This window comes from Clostridium sp. NSJ-145 (assembly GCF_021044725.1).
In the GTDB taxonomy this organism is placed as follows: domain Bacteria; phylum Bacillota; class Clostridia; order Clostridiales; family Clostridiaceae; genus Clostridium; species Clostridium disporicum_B.
Genome location: NZ_JAJNOS010000011.1, coordinates 83,687 through 103,293, shown reverse-complemented (window position 1 = coordinate 103,293; position 19,607 = coordinate 83,687). Strand labels below are relative to the sequence as shown.

Here is a 19,607-nt window from a genome sequence, read left to right as displayed (position 1 = left end):
ATAATTATCTCTTATCTGTAATTCTATTTAATACAGCCTCATCAAGTTCTATTGCTCTCATATTTTTAGAAGTTAGTGTTCTCGTACTATTTCCACCACTTAAGCTTATTTCCGGTAATACATCTGGTACTTCTAATTTGAAGGTATCACTTACCAATCTTTGTCCACCTTCAGTTGCATCTGCACTATCAGTTCTGTAAAGTTCTGCAAATATCTTTTCATTATCATTCATAAATGTCGTTGCATCTTGTAGCTCTACCCAATAAATCCAAGTTCCTTCAGCTATTTCTTCTAAGTCACCATTATCAGGTACCTCAGCCATAAGTATTCCATTATAATTATCTGCAATATGCTCTTCATTTTGATTTAAAACTAAAGGCACATTAAATGCAGGATTTCCTCTATACTCACCAGTTATTATTATTGAACCTGCTGGTATTGATTTTTCTTCATTTTCATCAGTATCTGGATTATCAACTACATAAACAAATTTTTCTTTTAATATTCCAATACCATTTTCGTAATTAATGTTATCTTTAGATACTCCAATTTCTATGTTGTCCCCTGGAGGAGTTAGAAGTTCTAATTCAGCTGCAGATATATTCTTAGTTCCTAAAGCAGTAATCTTAACATATCTTGCATTATATGAATTAAGCTGATTTCCACCAGTAACCCCTTCTTTATCAAAGTATATTGTAGCTGTAGGGTTATCTACACTTAAGCTTAAAGTTCCTTCTTTAGCTGTTGTCCAGTTAACTCCATCTTTACTTACTTCAATCTTATATTTATTTAAAGCCGAATCTGCTATTGCATTTTTCTTAAATATGAAACCTGATGTAGTTGTAGGAGCTGTATATTTAATACCAACTAAAGTCTTAATTTCTGTAGTATCTAATATTAAATACGGATTGTTATTTGGATTCATTTCAACTCCGTGAACAGAATTATTATACTCTGATTTACTTAACATTCTACCTTCGTAAGCAGTAGTATTATCGTCATCTAAAGCAAGTCTTAAATCTTCATTTCCTTCACATGAATGAATATCATTATGTGCTTCATCTATACTTATAGTATTAGTAGTTAATATAGTATTAGACTTAGCAATTCCACCATCATGTCTTACCTTAACAGTTCCTAATTCTACAGTATTTGTTGGATTTAAGTTATAGTCATAAGCTATTGCTGAATAAGTAACTACTCTGTTATTAATATTATCAACAACATCAGTATAGATAGTTTCCTTATTATCTTTATCTCTTAGAATAAATCCACACGGTTTACCATTTCTATAAATTTCATATCCTAGAATATTATCATCACTCTTATCTACGGATAAGTTTATAGTAACATTTTTATCATTTACATAAGAACCATCTGTAATTAGATTGCCCTTAGAATCTGTTCCAAACTCTGCTGAAAGTGTAGTTCCTCGAGCCATATCTGCAGTTCCTGCCATTCTTCTTCTTCTAGCTTCATCATTAATATATTGAATCTTTCTAGTCTCTTTAGGGAATTGAGCTACATATTGTAAAGTTGTCGCATTTGCTACTATTCCATGAGCTTCATAGAAGTCAGTTAAATCTTTTCCTACAGCTTTTGAAGACATTCTTATTAACCATTGGTCTCTATCTCCATTGGCTCTTTCTTCTGGTGTCATTTCTCTGTATGCTCTATTTAATTTTGCATAGTATGAGTCATTACTTAAATCTGCATCATTATCTGTAAATAACATCTTATAAGTACTGTCATCCTCATATGCTAAATATGGTTGCCATAGCATGTTTACTACAACAGTTCTATCAGTAGATAATCCTAAAGTATTTGAAGTTACCTTTTTATATAAATCATCCATTGCTGAAGCATATGGACTATCTTCATCTAACATAGTTCCTGTTATTGCTGTCATTAAGTTATTACTTGTTTCTGGATAAAGTCTATCTCCAATATCCATACAGTGACCCATTTCATGGCCTATTAACCCTCCATAAAGCTTAGCTTCATCAGCATTTATAACATTTCCTGCATCATCAAATTTGTAAGGAACACCTTGAATATAGTGTGCTGAACCAAATCCAACACCGATATGATGGCTTGATGCATATGCCGCTGCCCCCATCATCATTCTTTGATATTTAATATTTAATCTTGTAAGTGGTGCTCTGTGCTTTCTGAAGTATGCTTTATCTTCCTCATCAATTGTGCCATTTCCATTGAAGTCCTGAACTTCTTCAAATACACCTTTCTTAGCAAAACCAACTTGTACTTCTTGTTCCCAAGCTAAAAGTGCATTGTAAACTCTCTCTACTTGAGCTTCTGTATTACCTTCTAAGCCACTTTCTATACCCTTTAATATTTCTGATGCCGGTAAAGTAAGAGTGAATCTATCTCCTTCAATATCTGTTGTGTTTAAAGGTGATGTTTGCTCATCATAAAGATATATATTCTTTACCTTATCTTCATCACTAACTTGTGTCGGATAAAGAGTCTTAATATCTGACATATATGTTTTTAATTCTGAAATATAAGTTCTAATTTTATCCTTAACTTCATTTTCTTTAGAAGTATCATTTATTAAGTTATTAACATTTAAATGAGGAATTTCAGTAACTCCACTTAAACGTATCTGTACATCTGCAGTTGTAGAACCTTGAGTAACTCTAGCCATAACTTGTCCACCTTTTTCTACATCAGCAGTACTAATTGTCGGAATAGTTATTTCAGTTCTACCTGGAGATATTGTGTATACCTTACTTATATATTCTCCTGGTTGTCCATAATTTTGTAAGAATACTATATCAACCTTTGTATTAGGGTCAGACGAACCCATGTATACTGTTATTTGCTTAGCTGTTCCATCATCATCAACTGAAGGTCTTGCAACACTTCCTAAAGATTGATAACTATTTTCCATTCCTAAAGATGGACCTTCATTATCAGTTCTAATACTTGCATCAAGTATTGTTATTTTTTCTGATACTCCCTTATCATTAAATAACTTTTGTGCAATATCTAATTCTTTTTCTAAAACAGACTTCTCTGGATGATATTCACCACATATAGGGTCTGGAGTATTTAATCTCTCTGCTAGCTCATCTAACATATCTTGAGTAACAGTGTCTTTAAGAACTAATCTTAAATCATCTTCGTATAAATCTTTTATATCATCTGCTAAACTATCATACTCATAGAATTTAAGTTCTGATATTCTTTGTATACTTCCAGCATATCCAGATGTATCTACCTTTATTTTATTTGTAGTTATTGGTTCTTTTAATTTTACAATATAATAATTATGTCCATTAGAAGACTTTTCAGTTACTGATTCTGTATAAACTACTTGTTTATCACCATTTTCATCCCAATAAGTAACCTTAACTTTATATAAGCCCATATAATTGCCTTTTTCTAAAGTTCGTCCTATTCCTATTGATCCTATTGTATAAGTATCATCAAATGTAATCTCTGAACCTCTATCAGCCCAATAGCTAGCTCCTGTATCCCAGTCATTAACTTTCCATTCAGTAGTAAAATCTCCATCAACTAATGCATACTCAGAATCATACTGTAAAGCTGAATCACTACTTGCCCATCCATCAGCATCTAGCTTATTACGTACATCAATAATATGAGTAGTACCAATTTCATTTTCATCTGTAGGTCTATTTATAAGCTTGTACCCTGTCATTTCTGGTGGAGTCGTAGTAACTGTACTTGCTATATATGTATCAGACATCTTACTAGTTCCTAAATGGTTTGTAGCCGTAACTCTCACTTCATAAGCTGTGTTATCTTCAAGTCCATTAATTACGTAACTATGACTTCTAACTAATTTACTTTTATCTGGATTAGTAACTTCAGGACTATTTTCTGTTACCTCTATTCTATCCTCATTTGCCTTTATCCAATTCTTATTTGTATCACCAACTTTTCTATAATAAATATCAAAGTCTCTAGCTTGAGGATGATTTTCCCATGATACAGTAAAAGATTTAAATCCTTGTTCTGTAGTTAAATTTCTTGGTTTTTCTGGTGCCTGTATAGGAACAACTCTTATCTCAGATACTGTACCTTTATCTCCATTGTAGTAACTATCAATTAGATTAAAATCAGCATCAACATTATCAGCTATTCCATCAAATGCAGGATGTCCTTGAGCTTCTGGTTTACCTGTTTCAGCTTCATAACCACTTTCCCAATCACCATTTAATGATTGGATACTAACTCTATATAAATCATAAGGCTTGATATCCTTATCTAATATATTCAAACTAGTTTTGTTAGTTTGTAATTTTTTAGTTTGAGTTACATTTCCATTTTCATCTAGTTTTTCATACTTAACCTCATATGAAGTTACATTTGGTTGTGGTTCCCATGTTAAAGTTATTCTTTCATCATGTAGGTTTGTACAAGTTTCAACAGTCTTTATTTGAGGTCTATTCATATCTGGCTTAGGTATTTCTTTATAAACATTATTTAAGAATTCTATCTTAGCAATCTCTGATATATTTTTATTTCCTCTGTTTTCTGTTACATTAATAGATATTTTCTTAACAGCAACTTGTTTTCCAAGATCTATGACTATATCTCCATTTTCTGAAGTAGTAGCTCTAGCTTGACTTTCTTCTATTCCATATGACGCTATCTGAACTTCATTATCTCCAAATGGTATTTGTTCCTCATTTCCATTAGCATCAATATAAGTAATCCAACCCTTAGACGGAGCTCCCGCATTTTCATTGTTAGAAACCTTAGGGGCTTTTATTACTACTTGCTCCATATCAATAGTGCCACTATTTCTAGAAACACTAGATAAATCAAAATCTAACTTTAATGGATTTTTCTCCGATATAGGCCCATTAGCACTTTCTATAGCTATAGGTTTATCAGTATCAACTAATATTTCTTTAATATCCCCACCATCTGGTAGTAAAATATTTTCTCCAGTTATTATTATATTTTCCGGATTTATTATCGCATCTGTATCTACAACTATTGCCGCTCCTTGAATAGCACCAATGTTTTCATTAACATAAGTTAAATCAGCAATGTCTATATAACCATCTTTATTTAAGTCATATACAGCTTTGGCATTTGAATCAGCTTTTCCTAGGTTTTCAAATACTAGATTATAGTCTCCCATATCTATTATTCCATCACCGTTTACATCACCAATTAAAAATACTCCATTATAACTTGAAGATGATTTGCTACCACTTCCTAAGATAACTCTCTTAGAGTAGTTAATTATCTCTATATTATCTACCTTAGTATCTATGTAACCTTCACCATTTATTTCTGCACTATAAACTCCTAGTTCTAAACCTTCTATTATTACATGTAAGAAATAAACATCATTTTGTCCATCCCCTAATGGTTGCTTTTTGGAGTTTAATTTTTCAATTTTATAAGATGCTCCATTATCAAATGTTCCATTTATATCATTTATTTTTGATATATTTCCAACTTTAGTTCCTTCTTTAAAGATAGTAAAACTAATGTCACTTTCTGTATTGGCCTTGATAGGCATTGGAAAATTAATATCAAATTCAATTTTCCCCAAAGATTTTGGAGTGCTTTTAGAAGCAACCTTCTCAGTAATTGTTTCATTTGACTCAACTGCTTTAATTTCCTCAACTAATTCATTTGACTCAACTGCTTTAATTTCCTCAACTAATTCATTTGACTCAACTGTTTCATCTGTTTCAATAACTGAAGTTTCTTCTTCTAGAGGAGTTACTATTTCTTCTAAAGAGTTTTCAATGTCTTGTTTTCCCTCTTCTTCTGTTATAGAATCTTCAAAGTTGGTATCTTCACCAATTACATCTGTTTCTTCAATAGTAACTTCAACTTGATTTTCAGCAGTAATATCAGCATTAACCGTATCAGCATTGTTATCAAATGCATGAACAGCTTGAGCAGATAAAGTAGCTAAATTGGTCGTTGCTAATGCAGTCGCAATAGTTTTAGATATTATCTTCTTCTTATTCATTATTTTCCCCATTCTCCTAAAATATACTAAAAAATTTATCGTATCATTTCATATTTTATAATTTTTTGATGTTATTCTCAATAATTTTCAGTAATTATTAGCTAAAATTATTATTTAATTAAATTTTTTCTTCAAACTTATCTTTTTATTTAAAATTAAATCTGTAAATAGTTTATATGTTTTTTTATTTTATTAAGTCCTTCAATATCATTCTACTTATAATACAAAGAGTAGATTTTTAGGTAAAAGTAGGGCCATTACTGACCCTAAACATTTATAAAATTTCTTTATAAAATATAAAAATGAAATTTAAATTATAAAATACAAAATTTTATTTTATAAATACTTAAGTAAATATATAACTTTTATTCTTTTTTACCTTTTCTATTTTTAACTAATCCTATTGCAGATGCCATAGCTATAAGTAAATATGATAACACACCTTTATCACCAGTATTAGGATTATCTACATTTCCTTCTGTCACTGGTCTTTGTACATTTTCTTCAACAACTTCATCTACTTCAACATCTGGTATTTCTATTTCAGATTTATTTGCTTTTTCTACTACTACTTTTCTCTTAATAGTAATTAAGTTTCCATCAATATCTACTACAGTATATTCTATGTCATGTTCTCCAACTGGCAGCTTACTTAAATCTACTGTTGGTATTATTACCTTATCTGTAATATCTCCATCTTCCATATCAGTTACAGTTACTCCAGCCATTAAATTAACTGTTTCACCTTCTTTTATTACTATATCATTTAGGCCTTCAATTACTGGTTCGTAGTTTGTTACTCTTACTACTCTATTTAATGTTATAGTATTTCCATCTGTATCTGTAACAGATATTAATAAGTTGAATCTCTTTTCTCGTCCAGTCGCTGGCTTACTTATCTTATCTACGATTTGTCCACTTTCTACATCTGTTATTACTACATCTATTGTAATATCCTCTAATGTATCATGGTCATCATTTATTTCTAAGTCAGCTATAGGATCAAAGTTTTCTATCTCTGATGGCTTTAAAGTTATATCTCCCCCACCTATTATTATAGGAGAATCATTTGTTACTACTTTTACTATTCTATTTAGTGTAGTTACGTTTCCTGCAGAATCTTTTACTGTATATGTTACTGTATACTCTCCTAGTGTATTTACATCAACTGTATCTCCACTTACTTCTACTGTTAGGTTAGTATCTTCTTTATCTTCTACAGTTACACCATCTAATAGATTAAATTGACTACCCTTTCTAATGATTAGATCTCCCTTAATATTTATTACTGGTGCCCCATCTACTATTACAACTCTTTCTACTGTAACTTCGTTTCCGGCACTATCTTTAACTGTATAAGTTACTTCGTACTTTCCTGCTGTATCATTATCTACATCCTGTCCACCAATTACAATACTGTTTATTAAATCCTTATCTTCTTCATCTTCTACAGTTACACCCTTTAAATAATCAATTGTGTCACCTTTTTTAACGATTAAGTCTCCTGCAATATTTATTACTGGCGCTCCATCTACTATTATAATTCTTTCCTTTTCAGCTTTATTTCCTGCAGCATCTTCAACTGTATATTTCATTCTATATCTTCCAGCTTTTTTTAGGTCTAATCCATCTAAGTCTTCTACTTTTATATCTTTTGTTAAGCTTATACCAAGACTATCTTCAGCACTTACTCCATATAACTTATCAAAATCACTACCTACTTTAAGTATTACTTCATCACTTGCAGTTATTGTAGGTGTTCCATATACCTTTACTATTCTTACCTTTTCAGCTACATTTCCAGCAGCATCTGTTACTGTATATTTTACTGGATACTCTCCTTGATTTTGTATATCTACCTTATCTGCACTTTCTACATTTATTTGTAGTTCTGTACCAAAACTATCTTTAGCAGTTGCTTCCTTTAATGCCTCAAATGTCTCTCCTACCTTAAGTATCACTTCATCTGTTGCATCTATTACTGGAGTTCCATATACCTTAATTACTCTCTCTTCTATAACCTTGTTTCCAGCAGCATCTTCAGCTATATACTTTATTGTATATTTCCCAGACTTTTGTAGATCTAATTTATCTAAGCCTTCTACTGTTATACCTTGTAGTAAGCTTACTCCAAAGCTATCTTCAGCATTTACTCCATCTAACTCATCAAAAGTGCCACCTACTTTAAGTATTACTTCATCAGTTCCGTCTATTACTGGAGTTCCATATACTTTTACAATTCTTTCTTTTGTAGCTTCATTTCCAGCGGCATCTCTTACTGTATATCTTACTGGATATTGCCCTGGCTTTTGTACATTTACCTTATCTGCATCTTCTACATTTATTTGTAGATTTGTATCAAAGCTATCTTTAGCAGTTACTTCCTTTAATGCATCAAACTTTTCTCCTACTTTAAGTATTAATTCATCTGTTGCATCTATTACTGGAGTTCCATATACCTTGATTACTCTCTCTTCTATAACCTTGTTTCCAGCAGCATCTTCAACTATATACTTTATTGTATATTTTCCAGACTTTTGTAGATCTAATTTATCTAAGCCTTCTACTGTTATACTTTGTAGTAAGCTTACTCCAAAGCTATCTTCAGCATTTACTCCATCTAGCTCATCAAAAGTGCCACCTACTTTAAGTATTTCTTCATCAATTCCGTCTATTACTGGTAATCCATATACTTTTACTATTCTTTCTACTGTAACTTCATTTCCATCATTATCTCTTACTGTATATGTTACTCTATATTGACCTGGCTTATTTACATCTACTTTATCTCCACCTACTACAATATTTGTTATAGGTCCATCTTCTTTATCTGTTGCTGTTACGTTGTCTAATGGTTCAAAGTTATCTCCAACCTTAATTGCTACATTATCAGCACCATTTATCTCTGGTACTCCATTAGTAACAACTATTACAGTTCTCTCTACTGTAACTTCGTTTCCTGCAGCATCTTTTACTGTATATGTTACTTTATATTGACCTGGATTATTTATATCTACATCATCTGCACCTGATACTTTTATGCTTGATGTTAAATCTACACCAAAACTATCTTTTGCTGTTACTCCATCTAACTTATTAAAAGTCTCACCTATTTTAAGTGTTAGTGTATTAGCTCCATCTATCACCGGAGTTCCATATACTTTAATCACTCTATATTCTATAGCTTTGTTTCCTGCAGCATCTTCAACTATATACTTTATTGTATATTTCCCAGCTTTTTGTAAGTTTAATTTATCTAAGCCTTCTACTGTTATACCTTGTGTTAAGCTTACACCAAAGCTATCCTTAGCAGTTACTCCTTTTAACTCATCAAATGTTGCACCTGCTTTAATTATTGCTTCATTAGTTCCATCTATTACTGGAGTTCCATATACTTTTACAATTCTTTCCTTAGTAACTTCGTTTCCAGCAGCATCTCTTACTGTATATCTTACTGGGTATTGCCCTACATTTTGTACATCTACCTTATCTGCATCTTTTACATCTATTGATAGACTTACGTTAAAGCTATCTTTAGCAGTTACTTCCTTCAATGGCTCAAATGTTTCTCCTACTTTAAGTATTACTTCATCTGTTGCATCTATTATAGGATCTCCATATACTTTTACAATTCTTTCTTTCGTAACTTCATTTCCAGCAGCATCTCTTGCTGTATATATTACTGGATATTGCCCTGGCTTTTGTACATTTACCTTGTCTGCATTTTTTACATTTATTTGTAGACTTGTACCAAAGCTGTCCTTAGCAATTACTTCTTTTAATGGCTCAAATGTTTCTCCTACCTTAAGTATCACTTCGTCAGTTCCATCTATTACAGGAGTTCCATATACCTTTACTACCCTGTTCTCTGTAGCTTCGTTTCCTGCTGCATCTCTTACTGTATACGTTACTGTATATTGCCCTGGATTACTTACATCTACCTTATCTGCATCTGTTACTTTTATGCTTGATGTTAAATCCTCACCTAAACTATCTTCAGCAGTTACCCCTTTTGACTCATCAAAAGTACCGCCTACTTTAAGTATTACTTCATCAGTTCCATCTATTACAGGAGTTCCATATACCTTTACAACTCTTTCCTTAGTAACTACATTTCCAGCATCATCTCTTACTGTATATATTACTGGATATTTTCCTGGATTTTGTACATCTACCTTATCTGCATCTTGTACATTTATTTGTAGATTTACATTAAAGCTATCCTTAGCTGTTACTTCCTTTAATGGCTCAAATGTTTCTCCTACTTTAAGTATTACTTCATCTGTTGCGTCTATTGTAGGGTTTCCATATACTTTTACAATTCTTTCCTTAGTAACTACATTTCCAGCATCATCTCTTGCTATGTATCTTACTGTATATTTTCCTGAGTTTTGTACATCTACCTTATCTGCATCTTCTACATCTATCGGTAAACTTACATTAAAGCTATCTTTAGCTGTTACTCCCTTTAGTTCTTCAAATGTTTCTCCTACTTTAAGTATTACTTCATCAGTTGCATCTATTGTAGGATCTCCATATACTTTTACAATTCTTTCTTTCGTAACTTCATTTCCTGCAGCATCTCTTACTGTATATCTTACTGGATATTGCCCTGGATTTTGTACATCTACCTTATCTGCATCTTGTACATTTATTTGTAGATTTACATTAAAGCTATCCTTAGCTGTTACTTCCTTTAATGCCTCAAAATTTTCTCCTACTTTAAGTATTACTTCATCTGTTGCATCTATTGTAGGATCTCCATATACTTTTACTATTCTTTCTTTCGTAGCTTCATTTCCAGCATCATCTCTTACTGTGTATATTACTGGATATTGACCTGGTTTTTGTACATTTACCTGGTCTGCATTTTTTACATCTATTTGTAGACTTGTACCAAAGCTATCCTCAGCAGTTACTTCCTTCAATGGCTCAAATGTTTCTCCTACTTTAAGTATCACTTCATCAGTTGCCTTTATTGTAGGTGCTTCATATACCTTTACTGTTCTTTCCTTTATAACTACATTTCCAGCAGCATCTTTCGCTATGTATCTTACTGTATATTTTCCTGGATTCTGTATATCTACCTTGTCTGCATCCTCTACATCTATTTGTAAACTTACATCAAAGCTATCTTTAGCAGTTACTTCCTTTAATGGCTCAAAATTTTCTCCTACCTTAAGTATCACTTCATCAGTTGCATCTATTGTAGGATTTCCATATACTTTTACAATTCTTTCTTTCGTAACTACATTTCCAGCATCATCTTTTACTGTATATATTACTGGATATTTTCCTGAGTTTTGTATATCTACCTTATCTGCATCTTTTACATCTATTGGTAGACTTACATTAAAGCTATCTTCAGCAGTTACTTCCTTTAATGGCTCAAATGTTTCTCCTATTTTAAGTATTACTTCATCAGTTGCATTTATTGTAGGTGCTTCATATACTTTTACTATTCTTTCTTTTGTAACTTCATTTCCAGCAGCATCTCTTACTGTATATTTTACTGGATATTTTCCTGCATTTTGTACATCTACCTTGTCTGCATCTTTTACATCTATTTGTAAATCTACATTAAAGCTATCCCTAGCAGTTACTCCCTTTAGTTCTTCAAATGTTTCTCCTGCTTTAAGTATTACTTCATCAGTTGCATTTATTGTAGGTAACCCATATACCTTTACTACTCTATCTACTGTAATTTCATTTCCAGCAACATCTCTTACTGTATATTTCACTATATATTTTCCAGCGCTATTAACATTTACTTTGTCTGCATCTGTTACGTTTATGCTTGAAGTTAAATCTACACCAAATGTATCCCTAGCAGTTACTCCTTGTGACTTATCAAATGTTCCGCCTTCTTTAATTATTACTTCATCAGTTCCTTCTATTATAGGAGCTCCATATACCTTTACTATTCTCTCTTTAGTAACTACGTTTCCTGCACTATCTGTTACAGTGTAAGTTACTCTATATTGCCCTGGTCTATCCTTATCTACTGTTTCTCCTCCAGTTACAATATTTGTTATAGTTATATCTTCTTTATCTGTTACATTTACACCATCTAAAAGATTAACTGTACTACCTTCTTTAATGATTAAGTCACCTGCAATATTTATTACTGGAGCTTCATCCCATACTGCATAAAGAGTTAAATCAGCAGCTTCCATTCTATCAGTATCTGTTATTTTTTCAGTTCCATCTTGCTTTTTAGCCCATCCTACAAATGAATAACCGTCTCTTGTTGGCTTCTCATCATCTGTTAATAAATCTAATGATTCCTTTATTAATCCATCAAAAAGTATAGTCTTTTCTACTGTACTTCCTGGATTACCTCCATTAGCATTAAGAGTTACCTTAAATAACTTCTTTTCAAAGTTAGCTTTTATAGTAATATTTGAATCTATTTGACTTGGGAAAGTAAATACTTTTCCAGTATCTTCATTTGTGTAATTAACAAATGTATATCCGGTATTTGCTACAACTTTTTCTGGCTCCTCTATATTAGTAAAAGGCCAAGCCTTATAGATTCCTGAATTTTTACCACTTACCGTTCCATTTCCATCATCTTTCACCTCAACAGTAACAGGCTCAACAAATCCAATATTCATATAATCATTCACATCATAAAAGTATGATGTAGTCGGTATACTAACAGATATCACACCATCTATATTGTTTGTACTTACAACATCTGAGTCATTTTTATATGACTCTCCCGAAAGTGCTGTCTGCTTTGTAAATCTTCTAGCCCCTGTTTTATTTATATCATAGCCTCCAGCCTCATTATTTATTCTTACCTCATATTCTCCATTATCTAAGCCTTCAAATTTATATTCACCTAGATTATTAGTAGTAGTATATATACTCTTATTTGTATTTTTATTATATAGTTCAACTTCTACCCCACTTAAAGGTTCATCTATTCCTTGCTTATATAATCCATCATTATCTTTATCTAAAAATGCTATTCCTTTAACTTGTCCTATAGCTAATCTAAGTCCTACATAATTTCCCTCTACCATTACTATAGATCCACCATCATATTTTCTACGGTAATAAGCATTAAAGACATTAAGAGAGCCTATCTCAACTTGAGATACATTACTTGCTGCTTTAAAAGTGAATTTTATCTCTCCAATAGTTCCTGATTCTATGTCTTCTTTGGCTCTAACTTTTATTACATCTTTATCATCAGTATATATATCATTAAATGAATTTAACCCCAAATTACTTGACCCATATGTAATTTCAAATAACTTAGTTGTATCTATTGGGTTTCCAGCATCATCACTAGCTGTAAGCTTAGGATTACCTTCTAATTCCATATCCCAATTAAATTAGCCAATTTGAACTTCAGGTCCCATATATACTCCCTTTTTAGGAATTGGTATATACACTTCAAAATCCTTTGCTGCCTTTGTATTATTATTCTCTATTCTAAGTATATAATCTATAAGAGTCCCTTTTGATACTTGTATAGCTGTACTTTCATCATCCTTATTATAAGGTTGCTTATCAATATCGCTTCCGTTCTCTCTAATATGTGTTGTTACAACAAGATCACTTGTTTTTATTATATCAAAGCTCTTACTCTTAGTTCTCACAAGAGCTCTAGGAGTTCCATTTAAAGTATCACCTTGAATTAAGTCAAAATTATCAATTGGAACTAATATTCCTGAGTTTGCATATATCTCATCTATATGAGAGCCTTTTTTACCTATGAATATCATTTCATTTAAGTCATAATTTCCACTAACAGTAGAATATGTATTAAATTCAAACTCTACATCAATTCCTGGATTTATCTTTAAAGTTTCAGGGTCAAATCCACCAATCTTAACATCCTTAGTTTGAAGTGTATATATCGTTGCTCCATCTACCCTACTTGTATGCTCAATAATAGTACAGTCTTTTTTAACACCTTCTTGAGTTAATTTTATAGTTCCTTTTGATAAATAGAATCCTTCTGGCATTCTTATAATTATCTCAGGATCTTCTAAATAATTTGATAAATTATATTTTCTAGTAAACCCTTTATTAGCGTCAAATGTAGTTTTTGCTCTTAATACCTTTTGTGTAGTTGAACTTAATACATCTGTTCCAAATTCATTCTTCAATGATGTATTTCCTGATGATACAGCTATGTTCTCTGGTTTAGATTCTCTTCTTATTTGATTAACTATCGGTTTTGCTACACTTGGATTTCCCTTTGGATATATAGAAATAGTTGTACTTCCATCAATTGCCCCAGGTTTTAATTCACCAAAACTTATAGCAAATTCATTGTGTCTTCCCTTCTTAGAATACTCAAATCCTGCTGGTATATTTTCTACTTCAAAAATTACCTCTTCAAAAAACTCACCTTCTGGCACCCCTAATGCATCTGCATCTATTAATCTTTTCTCATTTTGAAAAATAGCAATTTTACTATCATCTACATCATATTCTTTTGAATCTCCAAAAAGCTTATATTTTATATTTGTTATACCAGTCATACCATATGGCAATAAAACCTTTCTGGTATTCCAATTCGAGAATTTATACTCAAATATTTGGTTTTTGTAATCTACAATAGTTTTATTTTTTAAATATATATATCCACCTATTGATAGACTTTTCCCAGCATAATCATAATAATGACCTGTATCTACAGACATTTCTATATAAGCTTGTTCCAACTTAGGATCCACTACTTCTACACTATCTATTATACTTGTTGTTAACTCCTTAATCGTACCATCATAAAATTCAACTTTCATAATATTTTGTTTTGGTGCTTCTTTAGTTCCAAATTGAGCATTTTCATTTACCTTATAAGATAAACTAATATTACTATTATTAATAGTTGCACTAGGCATCTTTATTACAACTTTATTGTCTAATGGAAAATGTTCACATACAGCATCACTTGGTGCATTATTAACTTCAACAAATGTTGTGTCTTCAAGATAATACATTGTTAGTTCTGCATTTTTTATATATGTAAAACTTCTTATTCCGTTATCATCATCTTGTGCATCTGATGTTGTATTTCTAAAATAACTATATGTCTTACCAATTCCTCCTGGCTGTAATTTAGCTGTTCTTTCTGTTCCACTATAATTTAATGAATTATTTTTTTCACCTAATTTCTTATTATTTACAGCTTCTACATTTCTTACAGCTAAACCGCTTTCTACATTATCCTCTTTTACCGTGACTTTAATAGCATCACTTATTTCTTTTGGCCCATAATATTTATATCTATCTACAGATACCTTAATTACAATATTTCCTACTTGTACTCCTTTTTTAAGCTCATATACTAATTTTCCAGTATACTTACCTGTAATTTTATCTTTACTAGGTCTCTCCAAAACTTTCTCTATTACTGCTAAATCTGCCTCTGTACCTCCATATTCTACTGAGTGAACTGGAGTTCCTACTACTGGATATCTATCAAATGCCATACCTTCTGCTAATTCTATTTCTATAGTCTTTGTGCTATTTCTATTATCAAATTCTACAAACACTGCAACTTCATTACTGGTATCATATCCCCAGTCAAACTGCCCTGTATTAGGTTTAATTTCTAATTTATTTACTGCAGCAGTTGAAATATCATAATTTTCTTCCGTAACATTTTCCTGTTCTAAATTAGAGCTAACTTCGGTTTCTTCACTAATAGTTTCATTTTCTGTTTTTAAATTACCTTCTGATACTGAATCATTTTCTGTCTTCTCTTTCGGCTCTTCATTTTCTGTTTCCAAACCACTTTCTGGTACTAAATCATCTTCGGTTTCCTCTTCTGGTACTGAAGAACCTTCTTCTTCCTCTTCCGAACCTTTATTTTCTTCTTCTAAATTCACAGTATTTACTATTTCATCATTGACTGTATCTCTGTCAATTTCATTAGCTAGAGCATTCAATGTTGGCGAAACACTATTTGTAGCAAAAACTGCTGCAACTATTAATGCTTTTACCCTATTGTGCATATATTATTTCCTCCTATAAATTGTGCATAATTTCACTCTTATACTTCTAAGATATCTTTAGTATAAAAATGGTTCATTTTTAATTAAATTTTTTAAAAATTTTTGCCAATAAAATTATATTAATTACCATTCTGGCATAATATAAATTAATTCAAAAAAATAGAAGGAATTGAATATTCAATTTCTTCTATTCTTACTTATCTGAATTAATTCTTAAAGTCTAATTTATATATCTATATAAACCTTAACTTTTCTTATTAAATATCCTTTTCTTAATAATCAGTAATATTAATATAAATATTATTAGAATTATCAGGATTAAAATAATATTATTGCATTTATTATCTTCCGCGAAATATGCTCCAGAAAACACCTTTTCTAGTACATATTTTTTTTCTTTTGTATCTAAATAACTATTATCTTCTTGTAAATAATTATCTTTATCATCAGTTTTATTGCCACTATTAAATAACTCATTTATAGTTACCTTATAGTTATTAGAATTATCATCCGCTTCTACTACTTCATCCTTTGGTAATATAGTTACTTTTCTCTTTTGAACAACCCTATTCCCATCATTATCTGTGACTATATACTCTATCTCATATGTCCCTGGCTTAAGCTTAGATAAATCAATATTTGACTGCTCTATGTTATTTTGCAAACTAATATTAGAATTATTTGCTTCTATAATCCCAAGAACTTCATCTGCATTTGCTTTTATCTCTAATATTGAACATAATATAATAATTATAGTTACTACTATAAATTTACTATAAACCTTCTTATTCACTAAAAATGCTTCCTTACTATAATACTTATCTTAATTTACTTATTGGCATTTATTAAATTTACACCTTATAATAACAAAAAAAGATATTTTTTCTATATTTCATATTTCCATATATGTTAATCGAAACCATGGAAAACTATTGATTTTTCTTAATATATCAAATTATGTAATTCTTATCCTATTACTCCTGCTCTATATTAATATCATATACAGTATAATTTCCAACAAGGTCCATTACTTTTATATTATAAGATCCTTCCTCTAAATATATAGAAATCTTATTCTGTGACTTATCTACTTCAATATTATTAATATTATCATACTTATTTAAACCCTCTATTGTACTTTTATAATCAATACCAGATAGGTTGTCCTCTAAGAAAATATCTAATTTTCCGTTATTAAGCTCACCATTTAATATTACTAGAGCTTCTTTATCTATATTAGTTATATTAATTTCTTTTAAAATTTCAAAATTATTATTATCTCTACTACAAACTACTTTATATGTACCATTTTTATTTACAGTAAATACAGCTTTATTATTACTAAGATACTGTAGACTAATTAACTCATTATTTTGTGATATTACTTGTAAATCCTTACGCCCACTAAATACTAATTCAACCTCAATATCATCTTTTGAGAATCCTTTTTCATACTGTACTGATTCTATAACTATTGGCTCTTTCAATTCGTTAACTTCATTAATTATAATAACAGATGACGTAACTATTGTTCCTGATGCAATTCCACCAACAAAATAGCTTTTTAATGAACCACTTTTTAAAACTTCATTCTTGCTAATTAAATTTATAGTGGATGCATACGTTGTTTTAACTAATACATTTGTAGTTAATACCCCAAACAATAATGTTGTTAATACTCTACCATATCTCTTTGATAGTTTATTCTTTAATAATATCTTTCCATTATGTAATCTACTCTTTACTGTTCCTTCAGCACAGCCTAATATTTCTCCTATTTCCTTGAGCTTATAGCTTCTAAAGTATTTTAAAATTATAACGGTTCTATATTTTTCATCTAAGTCCAATATATCATTCATTATTTCTTTACTTTTCTCATTATTTAAATACTTAGTAAGAGGATTATCTTCCTCTATCAATTTTGAACTTATCTCCTCATCACTCATAGAAATTGGTCTTTTATTTGCTTTTTGCAACTCTCTTATACTTTCATTGTAAGTAATTCTGTTTATCCATGATATAAACATCTTATCATCTTTTAATGAATTAATGTTTTTATGAACTAAAACATATACATTTTGCACAACATCATGTACTATATCCTCATCTTTAATAATACTTAATGCAAAAAAATATACCTTTTTATAAGTAATTTTATAAATTGTATTAAATGAATAATCTATACCATTTTTAACATCATCTATAGCTTTAAGCAATTCCTTGCTCTCAAACCCTATCTCGTCTCTCACAATACACCTCATCAATTATGTTAATACAACCATTTATTTAAGTTATTCACATAATAAAAGTATTATATTTATAAATATTCCATTAAATTATATATAAAAAACTATTTTGTTTCAAACATATATAATTTTATAAATTACAAATTAACTGAATCTTTATTTACAATTTTTTTATATGAGATAATATTTTTTGCGTATGCTAGAAATTAATAATTTTAATTATTATCAAAAAAAGTATTGTGTAACCACACAATACTTTTTTGTTAAAGTTTTTGTATATAATTATCTTTTATAGAGTTAGCCCTTTCTAGTAACTCCATAGCTATTGTATTTAGATTAAATGCCCATTGATTACCCTCACAGTATCTAATATTTACATCATAGATACTCGACCCATTGTAATATGCTCCATCTTCAGATAAATACATTTCATCTATAAGACTTGCTATATATTCTAGAGAATGATTCCAATCATCAAATGTCTCCCATCCTCCACTAGCTGATTTAACCCCTCCAATATTATTATTTAATACAGCTAAATCAGAAGTTCCATGACCTGATTCTTCAATGTTCAGAGCCATTAAGAATATAGCATTTACATTATGCTTATTTTCCATCTCATAATAAGAGCTAGCTAATACCTGTAATTTCGATCCTTCTAGCAAATTATATATTTGCTCTATTGATAAATTACTTTTTTCTCTTAAATTATTTGGATTATATGTTATCTCTCTTTTTACATCTTTGCTTGCATATAATTCCTTAAACGAATTATCTCTATCACTAATACTTAATTTCAGATTATCTATCATTTCAAATAATCTGTATGCTTCATTAATTCCGTTAATATTCTGTATCCTAGTGTCAGTATTAGTCTCTACCTCTTCTGGTATATCTATAATTACGCTAGCTTTAGTTGTCCCATCCTCAACAAAACCTTCATATACCTTTAAAGAATCATTATACCTAGTCTTACTTTCTAATGTGAGATTCCTAATCCCTGTTACTGGTTCTAACGTACTTTCTATAGTGCTTCCTGTTCCTGCCCCTGATAATAAAGTCACCATGTATATTGCACATAGAAATTTTGATACAACTATAATAAATAACACTCCTTTTCTAGAATAAAAGTTAATCTAAATACTGTCTTATTTATCGCAGTTGTTATTTTAAACACATATAAAAACATTTGTCAAACTGACATAACTGAAATTATCAAGAAATAATGATTATCCATAAATTGTTGATTACTACTTCATAACTACTATAAGAAGCCTTAGAAGTTAGATAATATTTTGACAATCAACTTTGTGAACTTTTTGTGAACGATCTATAAAATTGTTCATTTACTATATATAAAATTCATCTTATACAACCAATAAACAT

6 protein-coding genes are annotated in these 19,607 nt (G+C 30.3%); all 6 read right to left on the bottom strand.

Annotated features, from left to right (window positions below):
- Positions 1-4: 4 nt before the first annotated feature.
- A complete protein-coding gene (locus tag LQE93_RS11150) occupies positions 5-5,992 on the bottom strand; it encodes a fibronectin type III domain-containing protein (protein WP_231073659.1) in 5,988 nt (1,995 codons plus the stop codon).
- 365 nt (positions 5,993-6,357) lie between these two features.
- Positions 6,358-13,326, bottom strand: a complete 6,969-nt coding sequence (locus tag LQE93_RS11145) for an immunoglobulin-like domain-containing protein (RefSeq protein ID WP_231073658.1) — start codon at positions 13,324-13,326, stop codon at positions 6,358-6,360.
- Positions 13,327-13,338: 12 nt separating this feature from the next.
- Positions 13,339-15,975: a hypothetical protein gene (locus LQE93_RS11140; RefSeq protein ID WP_231073656.1), complete on the bottom strand. Its 2,637-nt coding sequence runs from the start codon at positions 15,973-15,975 to the stop codon at positions 13,339-13,341.
- A gap of 244 nt (positions 15,976-16,219) precedes the next feature.
- Complete coding sequence (locus tag LQE93_RS11135; protein ID WP_231073655.1) at positions 16,220-16,768, bottom strand: DUF5011 domain-containing protein; 549 nt, start codon at positions 16,766-16,768, stop codon at positions 16,220-16,222.
- A 181-nt stretch (positions 16,769-16,949) separates the two neighbouring features.
- Positions 16,950-18,224, bottom strand: coding sequence for an RNA polymerase sigma factor (locus LQE93_RS11130; RefSeq protein WP_231073653.1), 1,275 nt, complete (start codon positions 18,222-18,224; stop codon positions 16,950-16,952).
- A gap of 260 nt (positions 18,225-18,484) precedes the next feature.
- The gene (locus LQE93_RS11125; RefSeq protein ID WP_231073651.1) at positions 18,485-19,288 is read right to left on the bottom strand and encodes a glucosaminidase domain-containing protein; all 804 of its coding nucleotides are present in this window, start codon (positions 19,286-19,288) and stop codon (positions 18,485-18,487) included.
- Positions 19,289-19,607 lie beyond the last annotated feature (319 nt).

Excerpts from the sequence above, each read along its gene's own strand:
- LQE93_RS11150 (WP_231073659.1), bottom strand. The coding sequence starts at position 5,992 with ATGAATAAGAAGAAGATAATATCTAAAACTATTGCGACTGCATTAGCA.
- LQE93_RS11145 (WP_231073658.1), bottom strand. The coding sequence starts at position 13,326 with ATGGAATTAGAAGGTAATCCTAAGCTTACAGCTAGTGATGATGCTGGA.
- LQE93_RS11140 (WP_231073656.1), bottom strand. The coding sequence starts at position 15,975 with ATGCACAATAGGGTAAAAGCATTAATAGTTGCAGCAGTTTTTGCTACA.
- LQE93_RS11125 (WP_231073651.1), bottom strand. The coding sequence starts at position 19,288 with ATGGTGACTTTATTATCAGGGGCAGGAACAGGAAGCACTATAGAAAGT.